This is a genomic window from Microbulbifer sp. (assembly GCF_036563125.1).
Lineage (GTDB): Bacteria > Pseudomonadota > Gammaproteobacteria > Pseudomonadales > Cellvibrionaceae > Microbulbifer.
The window spans coordinates 16,735-30,502 of sequence record NZ_DATCMV010000084.1 but is presented as its reverse complement, the minus strand read 5'-3'; the positions used below and the strand labels follow the sequence as shown (position 1 = coordinate 30,502).

General features: G+C 60.4%; 12 protein-coding genes. 8 read left to right on the top strand and 4 right to left on the bottom strand.

Annotation, left to right across the window (positions count from 1 at the left end):
• The first annotated feature begins 236 nt into the window (after positions 1–236).
• From VIL80_RS06695 to VIL80_RS06685, 3 genes are all read left to right on the top strand, one after another.
• Positions 237–863, top strand: a complete 627-nt coding sequence (locus VIL80_RS06695) for a trimeric intracellular cation channel family protein (protein WP_318954252.1) — start codon at positions 237–239, stop codon at positions 861–863.
• Positions 864–952: 89 nt separating this feature from the next.
• Positions 953–2,674 carry an alpha/beta fold hydrolase gene (locus tag VIL80_RS06690; RefSeq protein WP_332035345.1) on the top strand — a complete coding sequence of 574 codons (1,722 nt, stop codon included), beginning with the start codon at positions 953–955 and terminating at the stop codon, positions 2,672–2,674.
• A gap of 63 nt (positions 2,675–2,737) precedes the next feature.
• Positions 2,738–3,610 carry a sulfurtransferase gene (locus VIL80_RS06685; protein ID WP_332035344.1) on the top strand — a complete coding sequence of 291 codons (873 nt, stop codon included), beginning with the start codon at positions 2,738–2,740 and terminating at the stop codon, positions 3,608–3,610.
• On the opposite strand, the gene msrA is transcribed toward VIL80_RS06685, so the two are convergent.
• Both msrA and VIL80_RS06675 read right to left on the bottom strand, forming a co-directional pair.
• Complete coding sequence (gene msrA / locus VIL80_RS06680) at positions 3,611–4,240, bottom strand: peptide-methionine (S)-S-oxide reductase MsrA (protein ID WP_332035343.1); 630 nt, start codon at positions 4,238–4,240, stop codon at positions 3,611–3,613.
• A gap of 166 nt (positions 4,241–4,406) precedes the next feature.
• Complete coding sequence (locus tag VIL80_RS06675; RefSeq protein ID WP_332035342.1) at positions 4,407–5,024, bottom strand: class I SAM-dependent methyltransferase; 618 nt, start codon at positions 5,022–5,024, stop codon at positions 4,407–4,409.
• Between the two features lie 264 nt (positions 5,025–5,288).
• Between VIL80_RS06675 and VIL80_RS06670 the strand changes: the two genes are divergently transcribed.
• The gene (locus VIL80_RS06670) at positions 5,289–6,554 is read left to right on the top strand and encodes a porin (RefSeq protein WP_332035341.1); all 1,266 of its coding nucleotides are present in this window, start codon (positions 5,289–5,291) and stop codon (positions 6,552–6,554) included.
• A 54-nt stretch (positions 6,555–6,608) separates the two neighbouring features.
• A complete protein-coding gene (locus VIL80_RS06665) occupies positions 6,609–7,148 on the top strand; it encodes a J domain-containing protein (protein WP_332035366.1) in 540 nt (179 codons plus the stop codon).
• A 20-nt stretch (positions 7,149–7,168) separates the two neighbouring features.
• Here the strand turns inward: VIL80_RS06665 and VIL80_RS06660 are convergent, their stop codons facing one another.
• Positions 7,169–7,963 (bottom strand): methyltransferase domain-containing protein, encoded by a 795-nt coding sequence (locus tag VIL80_RS06660; RefSeq protein ID WP_332035340.1) that lies wholly within the window; start codon positions 7,961–7,963, stop codon positions 7,169–7,171.
• A gap of 34 nt (positions 7,964–7,997) precedes the next feature.
• The gene (locus VIL80_RS06655; RefSeq protein WP_332035365.1) at positions 7,998–8,702 is read right to left on the bottom strand and encodes a DUF599 domain-containing protein; all 705 of its coding nucleotides are present in this window, start codon (positions 8,700–8,702) and stop codon (positions 7,998–8,000) included.
• 252 nt (positions 8,703–8,954) lie between these two features.
• Between VIL80_RS06655 and VIL80_RS06650 the strand changes: the two genes are divergently transcribed.
• Genes VIL80_RS06650 through cmoB form a run of 3 tightly spaced genes read left to right on the top strand, consistent with a single transcriptional unit; the run spans position 8,955 to position 13,623 of the window.
• Positions 8,955–11,867: an insulinase family protein gene (locus tag VIL80_RS06650; RefSeq protein WP_332035339.1), complete on the top strand. Its 2,913-nt coding sequence runs from the start codon at positions 8,955–8,957 to the stop codon at positions 11,865–11,867.
• 22 nt (positions 11,868–11,889) lie between these two features.
• Complete coding sequence (cmoA, locus tag VIL80_RS06645) at positions 11,890–12,630, top strand: carboxy-S-adenosyl-L-methionine synthase CmoA (protein WP_332035338.1); 741 nt, start codon at positions 11,890–11,892, stop codon at positions 12,628–12,630.
• Between the two features lie 15 nt (positions 12,631–12,645).
• Complete coding sequence (cmoB, locus tag VIL80_RS06640; RefSeq protein ID WP_332035337.1) at positions 12,646–13,623, top strand: tRNA 5-methoxyuridine(34)/uridine 5-oxyacetic acid(34) synthase CmoB; 978 nt, start codon at positions 12,646–12,648, stop codon at positions 13,621–13,623.
• Positions 13,624–13,768: the final 145 nt, after the last annotated feature.

Below are 13,768 nucleotides of genomic sequence, written 5' to 3'. Positions count from 1 at the left end.
CATTACCACTTCGCGAGATGCGAAGGTACTGATACCGGGTGCAGTCTTGTGAGACCTTCACCGCCATGGATGGCGGTGCAGAGCCCCCAGGGATGGGTATACGGCGTGTCTCACAAGACTGTACCCGGTAGCAGTACCGCCCCAACGTTTGTTAGAGCCTCTGTGCGCTCTGTACCTTGCCCCCAAGTCGCACCATAATCTTGCGCTGACCGAAAACTCACGCGCGAAAAATTTCCATGGAACAACTGCTTTACTGGTGCGACCTGATCGGCATCGTCGTTTTCGCCTTTACCGGCGTACTGGCCGCCGGGCATAAGCAGATGGACCTGTTCGGTGCGGTGGTGCTCGCCTGTGTAACCGCCGTCGGTGGCGGTACCACCCGCGACATGATCCTGAACGTGCCGGTATTCTGGCTCGCCGACAGCTATTACCTGTGGATTGCCGTTGCCACCGGTGTCATCAGCTTCTATCTCATCCGTTACCTGCAGGTACCCATGCGCCTGCTGATGATCGCCGACGCCGCCGGACTCGCCGTGTTTGTGGTGATCGGCACCCAGAAAGTGCTCGACCTCGGCCACTCCCCCGCCATCGCCATCGTTATGGGCGTGATCACCGGCACCTTTGGCGGCCTGATCCGGGACATTCTCTGCGGCGACATCCCCCTGCTGCTGCGCCGTGAAATTTATGCCACCGCGGCCTTGAGTGGCGCCACCGCTCTGGTGATACTGGACGACATCGAAGTGCTGCCCGGCAAGGCCGTGGTGGCGATTGCGGTGCTGGTTACCCTGTGCATCCGCCTTGCGGCACTGCGCTGGAACCTGTCAGCGCCCATTGCCCGTATCGGTCCGAAACCCGGCGTTTAGGCCCAGAAACCCTGTAATCAGGGAATAATCCGCCCGTGTAACCCCGGCACTACCTGACCGGCGATCCATCAATCCAGATTTTCCAGATTATGTCCGCACGTTTCTTCCCCGCCACCCTGCTTCTCTCTTTGACCCTGCTGCTTGCGGCCGGCTGTGCGCCGGAAGAACAGGCGCAGGTGACAAACCCGAACCGGCTGATCCCCAAACCCTGCTGGTTTGAGACCGAGAACAACTGGCCGACCACCCAGTGCTACATGATGGAAGTGCCGGAGAACCATGCCAAACCCGCAGGACGCAAGATCCAGTTTCCGGTGGTGCGCTTCTTCGCCACCATCACCGATCCGGACAAGGAGCCATTGCTGCACCTCGGCGCCGGTGGCCCTGGCGCCAGCATGGGACTTGAGCCGGAAAACGCCAGCGACTGGCTGTGGGTCAACTATGCCGGGATGAGTATCGAAGATGGGCGCGACCTGATCGTTATCGACCCCCGCGGTACCGGTATGGCCACGCCGAAGCTCGCCTGCGACGAATTCGTCAAGGACGCCGACCTCGCCTTCACCCGCAACCTCAGCACCGATGAAGAATCCCGGGTATTCACCTACAGCATGGAGCGCTGCTACAGCCGCCTGAGTGAAGTTGCCGACCTCGCCCAGTACAACAGCGCCACGGTAGCCAGGGATGTGGAGGCGCTGCGCCAGGCACTGGGAGTCCCCAAACTGAATCTTTACGGTGTCTCCTACGCCAGCCGCTATGCCCTCACGTTCGCACGGGATTTTCCCGACTCTGCGCGCGCCATGGTGCTGAACAGCGCCGTCTTCCCCAACATCATCTACACCCAGCAACTACCCCAGGATGTCATCGCTGCCTATCAGCGCGGCATCGACTACTGCGGCAAAAATGCCGAGTGCAGCAAGCGCTACCCGGATCTCAAACGCCGCCTGGAGGCGCTGGTACAGCAGCTGGATGAAGAGCCTCTCACCGTGGACACCAGCAATATCCACCCCGGCAAACAGTATCCCTTTGTGCTCAGCGGCCAGCGCCTGCTGCGGGTGCTGTTCCAGGCGCTGTACAACGAAAATTTCTACAAGGAATTGCCGGCGATCATCGAAGAGCTGGAAGCCGAACAGGCAGAACTGCTGAAGCCTTCCATTGCCAGTTTTATGGGACTGGTGCTCGACCCCAACTTTGGCGACGCCGCCGGTATCAGTCACTTCTGTTATGAGGAGGCACCATTTGTGGACTTCGAGCTGGCGCGCCAGTCCGCCTCCACCAGTGGCATTCTCGGCGGCTCGGTGCGCTCGGACATCGACATGTTGCAGATCCAGTGCCGCATCTGGGCCATTCCCTCGGCCCCGCTACTGGAATCCCGCGCCATCAAAACCGAGATCCCGGCACTGGTAATGCACGGTGCACTGGACCCGGTACTGTCCGCGGACGACGCCAATAGCGCGCGTAAAAAGCTCCCGAATCACCAGTGGCTGCTGTTTCCCCTGCTTGCCCATGACGTGATTTCCGCGAGCGATTGCGCAGAACAGGCCGCGGCCGCTTTCCTCGATCACCCGGATCAGTCGGTTGTGGAAACCGCAGCCAGCTGCCGCAGTGAAGAGCTGGCGCGCCAGGCCGAGCTGGAACAGAAAATCGCGGAACTGGAAGCCGAGCGCGCGCGGGAGGAATCCCAGCCCGAGGCCAAACAAGGCGAGCAGACAGCAAAGTCAGACGCCGGTGTTTTACCGGGAGAAAAGACGGAGACAGAGAGCGAACCACCCCGCCATCAGACGCCGACGGGCAGCCGGTATTCAGAAGCACACTGAGGCTGGACAAATTCATTGCTGCGGCTTAATTTGGCCCCACAACGACGATAAAAAGCAGTAGCTATGAACTATCAGGGTGTCATCGAAGTTTCCGAACTGGCCGAGTGCATTCACCTGCAGGGCCGGAATCCGGCGCAACCAGGCAGTGAGCTGGTTATTCTCGACTGCCGTTACGACCTGGCGGATGCCAGCGCCGGAGAAAACGCTTTCCTTGAAGGACATATTCCGGGTGCGCGCTATGCCAGCCTGCACCGGGACCTGTCTGCACCCTGCGCCCGCTACGGCGGCCGCCACCCTTTCCCCTCCGCCCATCAGTTTGCCGAATTCGCTCGCGCTGCTGGAATTTCCAGCAATACCCAGGTAGTGGTATACGACGATCAGCGCTTTGCCTTTGCCGCGCGCGCCTGGTGGCTGCTGCAACACTTCGGCCATCAGCGGGTTGCAATGTTAAACGGCGGATTCCGCGCGTGGAAAAATGCGGGACAGCAAATAGTCGAAGGTGCTGCGGACGAGCCAACACACGGCGATTTCACTGCCGCGGCAAAAGCAGACGAACTGCTGCATTACGAAGATATCTATGCGCACCTGGACAATCTGCCCTGGCAACTGGTGGACGCCCGCGACTACAAGCGTTTCCAGGGTGTAGAAGAGCCGATCGACCCCATCGCCGGACATATTCCCGGCGCCGTTAACAAGCCCTGGCAGGCCATTACCAACGACGAAGGTTTTCTCAAGCCACTGGCGGAACTACGTGAGCACTGGCAGAGCATCCCGGCGGACGACGAGATCGTGTGTTACTGCGGTTCAGGGGTGACAGCCTGTGTGAACCTCTTCTCCCTCAACCTGATCGGACGCGAGGCCCGGCTTTACCCGGGCAGCTGGAGCGACTGGTGCGCACACATCCTGTATCCGCGCACCGAATCAGCGGGTGCCTGATCAGCGCAGTAGGCAGGCGCCGGTGCCGGCAAGGCCACAGTAGCCACCCGGGTTCTTTGCCAGGTACTGCTGGTGGTCTTCTTCGGCGTAGAAAAATTCCGGCGCTGGGCAAATCTCAGTGGTAATCGCGCCAAAACCTTTTTCCGCCAGCGCCTGCTGGAACGCCGCTTCCGATTCCCGGGCCATGGCCAGCTGCTCATCGCCATAGGTGTAGATGCAGGAGCGGTACTGGGTACCCAGATCATTGCCCTGTCGCATTCCCTGGGTCGGGTCGTGCTCCTCCCAGAAGTGCCGCAGTAGCTCCCCGTAACTCACCTTGGCGGGATCAAACACCACCAGCACCACTTCCGCGTGGCCAGTGCCGCCACTGCATACTTCGCGGTAATTCGGATTCGGGGTATGGCCACCCGCGTATCCGGCGGCAGTGACGTAAACGCCATCCACTTCCCAGAACAACCGCTCTACGCCCCAGAAGCAGCCCATACCGAACACCGCCTGCTGCAAACCCTGCGGGAACGGTGGCTTCATCGGGTGGCCGGAAACAAAATGCACGCCGCTAATAGGCATGGAATCCGCACGCCCCGGTAAAGCTTCTTCTGCGGAGGGAATCTGGGATTTGTCGTAATGCATCGCGAACCTCAAAAATAATGTTGTGGGGGCCACTGAAAAACGTAGCGAGCGAGTGACTGGTAGTGGCCGCCGGAGCGCAACAACCGGAGCGTACTTAAAGTACGTGAGGATTGTGAGCACCGCCGGACGCTGCCAGGCACTTGCGCAGTAGTTTTTCGGTGGCTCCCTAGGCGCAGGCGTGCAGGATACAGCCTTTGGCTTTGATCGGGCGCTGAGTCTGCCACTCGAAATAACCGGCGTCGAGCTTTTCCACTGCGCGCTCGGCCAGCTGACGGAACGGTGGCCGTCCGGGATCGACCAGCACTATGCGGTCAACACCGGCTCGCAGTGCACGGCGTGTCAGATTGAATAGCGGCGCCTCAAGCTTGTCCCAGAAGCAGATATCGGTTCCGATGACCGCGTCGAATTCTTTCAAGGCTGCCTCCGTCACCTTTTCATAACGGCAATGCCAGGTTTGGATCTCCACACCATTGAGCTCAGCGTGATATTGCGCAAACGGAAATACCGACGAGTCCGCATCCAGCGACGTCACCTTGGCATCAAAGGCTTTGGCACAAAAGATCCCACCCAGCCCCCAGCCACATCCCAGATCCAGAACCCGCGCGCCCTTAATCAGTGGATTCTTCGTCAGGTAATCCATGGTCAGGCAGGAGCTTTTCCAGAACTTGTTTCCGTGCAGGCTCGCATCCCCCGCCTCCCGTCGCAACCGGCGCATATCCGGGTGCGCATTTTTGCGCACTGTCAGGCCGAACATTTGTCGACTGAGAGAGTTGTCTTCTGCCAAAGCAATAGCCTCCTCGGCTTTACCGTTTTCCGATTGTTAATTTGGCGCAACATGATGACATTTCAAGCCGCAGCGCCCGAGAATGTTTAATCCGCGTTATCAGCAGCATATTCGACCAAAAAAAAGCTCTCACTGCCAATTATGTGCAGTGCATCGTTTTCCTCACCCCCGGCTTACTGGCTGTTCTATTTTTGCAAGTGACGAAAATTCTGTGCAGTACCGACGCCCGATGTAATGCGACGCCTGCAAGCAAGAGACCAGGGCATGAACAAAAAAATCCATCGGCAGCTACTGGCTGCGGCAATCATTGCCGCAGCGTCCAGTGCCCAGGCAGTGCCGATCTACCAATCCAATCAGGTAACCCTGTATATGGAGGGGTATTTCACCGCGCATATGGTGAACAGCTTCGGCGATACCCAAATGCAGGACGGCGCCTCACGGATTCGCATCGGTCTGCATGTGCCCGCCTACGATGAGTGGGACACGGGCTTTAATGTCGAATGGGGTGTCAGGGCCATCAATTCCGCCCGCAATGTGGTGATCCAGGGCGACCAGCAGGTGGCGCCGGGCGACGAACGCCAGCCGCTCTACCTGCGCCAGGGACACGGATTTTTCAAACACCCCAAATGGGGTGAATTCTCCCTGGGCAAACAGTGGGGCGTGTATTACGAAGTAACCTATATCACGGACTGGTACAACGTATCCGGGGGTCTCGCCAGCGGCACCTATTCACTGGGAACAGACGGCGGTGTCACCGGTTCCGGCCGTGCCGACAGCGCCATCGCCTGGCGCAAGTCGTGGGATTTTGAATCGGGTGAATTCAAGATCGGCATGCAATACGCCGCCCACGTGGCAGACCTGGAAATCAGCGTCGATGACATCGCCGGCCCCGATACCCTTATGGTATGCCCACCGGGCGATTGCGAATACGGCATAAGTCACGGCATTGCCGCCGTTTACCGGGCCAATATTGGCAAGGGTTTGTTTTTCGGCGCCGCCTACAACCGGGTAAAACTGGATATCGCCAGCCAAAACGGGCTCATCTTCGACACCTCCAGCGGCGAACCGGTCCTGATCGACGATACTTTTGCCTTCAACGCCAGCAGCAACACGTGGACCACGGCGCTCGGGGTTTATTACGGCGGCGAGGCCTTCTCCAAAGGCTTCTACGGTGCGGTTGTCCTCCAGCGCTCCCAGAACAACGAACTCGCACCACAGGGCTCAGTGATAGGGATTACCAATTTTTTCGATGCCAAGGGGGTAGAAACGTTCTTCAGCTACACCTGGGGTGCGGATAACTGTTACACAGCCTATGGCGGCAACAACTACCTGGTTTCCGACGACCCGGAATTCGACGCTGCCCTGGTGGTGGGAAATAAATACAAACTGTCCCAACTCTATTTCGGCTTCCAGTACCGCTGGAATGAGCGGGTGCGGCTCTACTTCGAAAACGCCATCGATGGCAGCAATGTTGTCGCGGCTCCGGTTAGCAGTGATTTCAGTGCCATCGGTTTTCGCGTCGACATCTGATACGCTTGCGGCCTGACGTTTCAACTCCACTGGGGGCAGCACACCTTGGGCCGCATGATCCTGCTGATTGCCGTCGGCATTTTTGCCTGGCTGGCCATCCAGAAATTCAAATACAGTCCGCCGGAGCAGCGGCGCAAACTAATTTTCCAGTGGGTGCTGATTGCCCTGGCCCTGGGCGCGGTATTACTGGCGGTTACGGGCCGCCTGCACTGGGTGGGTGCGGCAATTGCCGTGGTACTGCCACTGCTCAACCGGTTGTGGCGTACGTTCGGGCGGCACCTGCCGTGGATCGCCCCGCTGATCGCCAAGCACGCGCAGGCAAGGGCTGAGAAACAGAAAGCGGACAACGGCAAATCGCAAAACGAAAGCGAAGCGCGCGGAGACCACCGCACCACCACTAGCCGCGAACCAGAACTTACCGTGGAAGAAGCCCGCAAGATCCTGAGCGTATCCGCCCACGCGAGCCGCGAGGAAATCATCGGCGCACACCGCAAGCTGATCCAGAAATTTCACCCGGACCGCGGCGGCAACGACTACCTCGCCTCCCGAATCAATGCGGCCAAGGCGCTGCTGCTAAAGCAACTGGATCGCTGACCCAAACTCGGGCCTACTCGTCACACCCGCCGGCATAACAGGTGCACATAGCGCGCCAGCTGCCGGTAGGGATCGATGCGGGAATATAGCAACTCCTTTTCCACAATGGCCGCCGACGGCAACTTGTCGCGCATTTCCGGCGTCATAAAATCGTGAAAACAGCGGATCCCGCTGTGTGCCACCAGCGTCAATCCCGCCTGCTCCACCCAGTCCATTACCATTTCCGGCAACAGTGGGTTCTTCGGTGTCAGGCTGCCGGGATGCCCTCCCCAGTCACCGCTTTGGCGGTTGCGGTCCAGCTGCCGCAGGCTGCCGCGCTGCAACAGGCGGAATTCCAGCGCACGACGGTTGTAAAACGTGAGCGACAGGTAACCACCGGGTTTCAGGCATTCTGCCAGATGCACCAGTGCCTGCTGCGGTTGCGCCAGCCACTCCAGCACCGCGTGACACAGCAGCAGCTCCACATCGGGAATCCTCTCATCACTGCTCAACGCCTGCAGCGGCAACTGCAAAGTCTGCACCCGCGCCGCCAGCGCCCTTGCGACAACCTGCTCCTGTGCCAGCGCCAGCATCTCGCTGGAGATGTCGGTGATCCATACCCGGTGCCCGCGCGCCGCCAGATCCAACGCAAACTGGCCCTGGCCGCCGCCGGCATCCACGATGCTCAGTTCTCGCGCCGCGTCAGTGGACGATGACTCGCCGAGCAGCGGAGCCAGATCCCGGTTCAACACCGCGAGGCGAATATCGCCCTTGAGGCCGCCGTAAATGCGCTTTTTGAAGCGTTGGGCAAGATCGTCGAAATTGCGGTCACTCACGGCGCTGCAATCCGCATCAAACAGGGGCTGCGCATTATTTATCCCGCTGCTGGTCGAGGGCGCGCCCTTCGGCGGCGAGAATTGCCTGCAGGGTTCTGGAGTGGAATTCACGCATATACAGTACCCACACCACCGTTACGAAACCGGCGATAAACAGCACCGGATGCACGAACCAGCCCATCACCGCCATGGAGAAGTAGTAGCAGCGCAGCCCGTAGTTGTAGCTGTGCCCCGCCTGGTCAATCACCTTGGCGGCACTGATGGCGTAACGGCGGCGCTCCTCGCGCGTCACCTCCCCCTCTTCCACCAGCGGTGCGGCGCCGAGCAGGACATTGGCAAACGAGTACTGGCGCAGCGACCAGGTGAAATTGAAGAAGGCAAAGATGTAGATCAGGATCAGCACCAGCACCTTCAGTTCAAACTGCTGCACCGTGGTGGGCTGGGCGAACGGCAGGCTGCTGAGCACCTCCACCGCCGCGCTGTTGGCGGACAAGGCAGTCACCAGACCGGCGAGGATCAGAATACTGGTGGAGGCAAAGAAACCGATGACCCGCTCCAGGTTACCGAGGATCGCCGCATCGGGCATGCGCATGTCGCGCTCCAGCATCCGCAGCATCCACTCGACGCGATACCACTGCATGGATGACGCCAGGCACCAGGCGGTTTTTGCCTTCTTGCGAGCAAATAAGGTGTAGCCCGCCCACGTCAGGCAGAACCCCGCCAGGCTTGCATAGTCCATCCAGTTCAACGCGCTTCCCCCTATCAACTACATTTATGGCGTCACGGCGGTACCGGTCAAATTATGAAGTGTAATAATTTCACTAGCACAGCAAATAAAGCCGGAAGTTTCGCACCGGCGGCGCAGGTGTCAACTCCCTCCTGTCAACCCTGTCATTTCGCCGCCCTGGAGCGCTAAAATGGCCGCCGTTTTTGCCCGCGCCGGGTTTCCCGGTGCCACCGGCAACCGCAATTTACCCAATGGAGCCGTCATTTGAGCAACGTACACCCCGCATTCGAGCCGATTACCAGTGCCGAGATCGAATCCCTCGGTGTCCGCGTGGAAGAGTACCGCCACCGCCGCACCGGCGCACAGCACCTGCACATTGCCGCCGACAACGCGGAAAACGTGTTCCTGGTGGCGCTGCGCACGGTACCGGAAGATTCCACCGGCGTCGCGCATATTCTCGAGCACACGGCGCTGTGCGGCAGCGACAAGTACCCGGTGCGCGATCCGTTCTTCATGATGATACGGCGCTCCCTGAATACCTTTATGAACGCCTTCACCAGTTCCGACTGGACCGCGTACCCGTTTGCCAGCCAGAACCGCAAGGATTTCGACAACCTGCTGGACGTGTACCTGGATGCGGTGTTCTTCGCGCGCCTGGACCCGCTGGACTTTGCCCAGGAAGGTCACCGCCTGGAGTTCGCCGAAACCGAAAACCCCGACAGTGATCTGGTGTTCAAGGGTGTGGTGTTCAACGAAATGAAGGGCGCCATGAGCTCGGTGACCTCCCAGCTGTGGCAGAAACTGAGCAAGTACCTGTTTCCCACCACCACCTATCACTTCAACTCCGGTGGCGAGCCCGCGGACATCCCCGACCTCAGCTACGAAGAGCTGGTGAACTTCTACCGTACCCACTACCACCCCAGCAACGCCATTTTCATGACCTTTGGCAATATCGACGCGGCGGAGCACCAGGCGGTATTTGAAGAAAAAGCCCTGCATAAATTCGACCAACTGCACAAAACCATCGAGGTGGGCCGGGAGAAGCTGTACGTGGCGCCGGTGCGGGTGGAAGAGAAATTCCCACTCTCCGGCGAGGAAGGCCTCGAAGAGAAAACCCACATTGTGCTCGGCTGGCTGCTGGGCGACGTCACCGACCTGGAGGAGGCGCTGACCGCGCACCTGCTTGCAGGCGTGCTGCTGGACAACAGCGCATCCCCGCTGATGCACCTGCTGGAAACCACCGAACTCGGTCAGGCGCCCTCCCCGCTATGCGGCCTCGACGACTCCCAGCGTGAACTGGTATTCGTGTGCGGTATCGAAGGCAGCGAGCGCGAGCGCGCCGACGAGCTGGAGCAACAGGTACTGAAAGTGCTCGAAGACGTGGCGGAAAACGGTGTGCCCTACGATCAGGTCGCCGCGGCCCTGCACCAGCTGGAACTGCAACAGCGCGAGATCGGCGGCGACGGCTACCCTTACGGCCTGCAGCTGATTCTCACCGCGCTGACCGGCGCCACCCACCGCGGCGACGCCATCGGCCTGCTCAATATCGACGCCACCCTGGAAAAACTGCGCGAGCAGATCAAGGATCCGAAATTCATCGCCGGCGCCGCGCGCAAGCTGCTGGTGGAAAACCAGCACCGGGTGCGTCTGGTACTGTCGCCGGACCCCGACATGGCGGGCCGTGCCGAGCAGGCGGAGAAAGCCCGCCTGGCACAGATCAAGGCCGGTCTCGACGACGGCGAAAAGCAGCAGATCATCCAGACCGCCAAGGCGCTGGCCGAGCGCCAGCAGCGCAAGGACGACGAATCCATTCTGCCGAAAGTGGGCGTGGAAGATATTCCGCCGGAACTGCCGAAGGTCGAGGGCGAAGAGCTGCAACTGAACGGCGCCAAGGTCAGCCGCTACAGTGCCGGCACCAATGGCCTGGTGTACCAGCAGCTGGTAGCGACCCTGCCGGAATTCACCAACGAAGAGCGCACCCTGCTGCCCTATTACTGCCAGACACTGAGTGAGCTGGGTCTCGGCGACAAGAGCTACCTCGAAGTACAGCAGTGGCAGGCAGCGGTTGCAGGCTCCCTGCACGGCTTTACCAGCCACCGCACGGCCCTCGACAACCTCGACAGCCAGTCAGGCCACTTTATTTTGTCCGGCAAGGCGCTGGCGGCTAACCAGGCCGCACTCACCGAACTGATGCAGGCCACCATCGAAGACGTGCGCTTCGACGAACTGCCGCGCATCAAGGAACTGCTGCTGCAAACGCTCGCCCGTCGCGAGCAGTCAGTGGTGGGCAACGGCCACGCCCTCGCCATGGCGGCCGCCAGCTCCGGCTTCAACCGCGCGGCGGCGGACGGCCACGAGTCCGGCGGCCTGCTCGGCCTGCGTCAATTGAAGGCGTTGGTGAAATCCCTCGACACCAGTGCGGGCCTGGAAACCCTGGCCGGCAAGTTCAATGCCATCCACCAGAAAATCGCCGGTGCCAAGCGCCAGTTCCTGCTGATTGGCGAGGACGACAAGTTGGCGGGCTTTACCGACGCCCTGAGCCCGCTGGTGAACAGCGGCCCGGACAGCGGCGCCGAAGAGAATGCGCCGTTCAGCCCGCGCAAGGTTCAGGAAGTATGGGTGGCCAACAGCCAGGTCAACTTCTGCGCCAAGGCGTACCCCACTGTACCCATGTCTCACGCCGACGCCCCCGCCCTCGCGGTACTGGGCGGTTTCCTGCGCAATGGTTATCTGCACCGCACCATCCGCGAACAGGGCGGCGCCTATGGCGGCGGCGCCAGTCACGATGTGAACATCGGTGCATTCCGCTTCTACTCCTACCGCGATCCGCGCATGGCGGAAACCCTGAAGGATTTCGATGCATCCATCGACTGGCTGCTGAACGAAACCCACGACGACCTGCAGGTGGAAGAAGCCATTCTCGGCGTGGTGGGCGGCATGGACAAACCCGGCTCCCCCGCTGGTGAAGCCAAGAAGGCATTCCATTCCAGCCTGTATGGCCGCACCCATGCCGTGCGCCAGGCGTTCCGCCGCAATGTCACCGAGGTCACCCTGCAAGACCTGCAGCGGGTGGGTAGAACCTACCTGCAACCGGAAAAGGCCAGCACCGCGGTTGTCACTGGCAGCCAGGGCCGCGAAGCGGGCCTCGCACTGGATCTGCACGAAGAGAAACTGTAATCGAGTTCATGAGAGTTACCCTGTGAGCAAGAAAGACGACATCTTCGCCAAGCCGCTGGGGCAGGTCGCGGGTTTCAGTTTCGATCAGTCGGTGGTGGAAGTTTTCCCGGACATGATCCAGCGTTCGGTGCCGGGCTACACCACTATCGTGGCGATGATCGGCACCCTCGCCGAGCGCTACGCCCAGGCTGGCAGCCGCTGTTACGACCTGGGCAGCTCACTGTGCGCGGCCACCCTCGCCATGCGCCACCGGATTCCGGCGGCGGATTGCTCAATCATCGCGGTGGACAATTCCCCCGCGATGATTGAGCGTGCACGCACGGTGCTGGCGGCGGATAGCGGCCAGCTCCCGGTGCAGCTGGTGTGCGACGACCTGCAGAATGTGGCCATCGAAAATGCCTCCGTGGTGGTGCTGAACTTCACCCTGCAGTTCATTCCCACCAGCGAGCGCGAAGAGATCCTGCAAAAAATCTACGACGGCCTGCGCCCGGGTGGCGTGCTGATCCTGTCGGAAAAGGTCGCCTTCTCCGATGCCGATCACCACGAACTGATGATTGACCTGCACCACTCGTTCAAGGCCGCCAACGGCTACAGCGCGCTGGAAATCGCGCAGAAACGCAGCGCCCTGGAAAACGTGCTGATCCCGGAAACCCTGTACGACCACCGCACCCGCCTGAAAAATGTTGGGTTCAACAGCGTCGACGTATGGTTCCAGTGCTTCAACTTTGCCTCGCTGATCGCCATCAAGCGGCGCGACGGCTGACGGTTTTTCAGTTTCATGATCGACTACACCCAGCTCTACGCCGGCCTGCAGCATATTCCCGCCCTGCGCCCCTGGCTTGCCACCCTGCCGCAACAGATCGCCGACGGCTTGAGCCCGGCGCGCTGGGGCGACCTGCCGGACTGGCAGGCGGTGCTACAGGCACTGCCGGACATTGCGCCCTCCTCCCTGGAAATTGCCTCCGAGGTTCGCATCGGCTGCGGCAACGACGCCACCGACGAACAACGGCAGCAACTGGAAACCCAGCTGCGCAAACTGCACCCCTGGCGCAAGGGTCCCTGGACCCTGTTCGATGTTTTCATCGATACCGAGTGGCGTTCGGACTGGAAGTGGGACCGCGTCGCGCCACATCTCGACGACCTGAGCGATCGCCTGGTGCTGGATGTGGGCTGCGGAAGTGGCTACCACTGCTGGCGGCAGTATGGTGCCGGCGCGCGGCGGGTGATCGGCATCGATCCTTCCGCCAAATTCGTCGCGCAGTTTTACGCACTGAAAAAATACCTGGGATTGGACAAACCAGTGGATGTGTTGCCCGTCGGTATCGAGGCCCTGCCCGCAAACCTGCAGGCCTTCGATACCACCCTGTCCATGGGGGTGCTGTACCACCGCCGCTCGCCACTCGACCATTTGCGCGAGCTCAGGGAAACCCTGCGCCCGGGAGGACAACTGCTGCTGGAGACCCTGGTCATTGAAGGGAAACTTGGCGACTGCCTGGTGCCGGAAGACCGCTACGCGAAAATGCGCAATGTGTTTTTCTTTCCCAGTACCGCGACGCTGGAAAGCTGGTTGCGCAAAACCGGTTTCGCGGACGTGCGCACCGTCGACCTGGACCGCACCAGCCTTGAGGAACAGCGCAGTACCGACTGGATGCGTTTCGAATCCCTGGCCGATTTCCTCGATCCCGAGGATCACAGCAGGACCATCGAGGGTCATCCGGCACCACTCCGGGCGACAGTCACTGCGATTGCCCCCTGACCCGGACTACTAGACCAATTTCCCCGCGATATTCACAAAATTCCATGCGGCTGCGTGCAACAAATTAGCCGTTTGTTGCACGCCACGCCCCTGCCGACCAAATAAAATATTGAATTCCTCCCCCCGTATTGCGCCATGCCGGGGC

Coding starts and splice junctions, on each gene's coding strand:
- VIL80_RS06695 (WP_318954252.1), top strand. CDS start 237: ATGGAACAACTGCTTTACTGGTGCGACCTGATCGGCATCGTCGTTTTC.
- VIL80_RS06690 (WP_332035345.1), top strand. CDS start 953: ATGTCCGCACGTTTCTTCCCCGCCACCCTGCTTCTCTCTTTGACCCTG.
- VIL80_RS06685 (WP_332035344.1), top strand. CDS start 2,738: ATGAACTATCAGGGTGTCATCGAAGTTTCCGAACTGGCCGAGTGCATT.
- msrA (WP_332035343.1), bottom strand. CDS start 4,240: ATGCATTACGACAAATCCCAGATTCCCTCCGCAGAAGAAGCTTTACCG.
- VIL80_RS06670 (WP_332035341.1), top strand. CDS start 5,289: ATGAACAAAAAAATCCATCGGCAGCTACTGGCTGCGGCAATCATTGCC.
- VIL80_RS06665 (WP_332035366.1), top strand. CDS start 6,609: ATGATCCTGCTGATTGCCGTCGGCATTTTTGCCTGGCTGGCCATCCAG.
- VIL80_RS06655 (WP_332035365.1), bottom strand. CDS start 8,702: ATGGACTATGCAAGCCTGGCGGGGTTCTGCCTGACGTGGGCGGGCTAC.
- cmoB (WP_332035337.1), top strand. CDS start 12,646: ATGATCGACTACACCCAGCTCTACGCCGGCCTGCAGCATATTCCCGCC.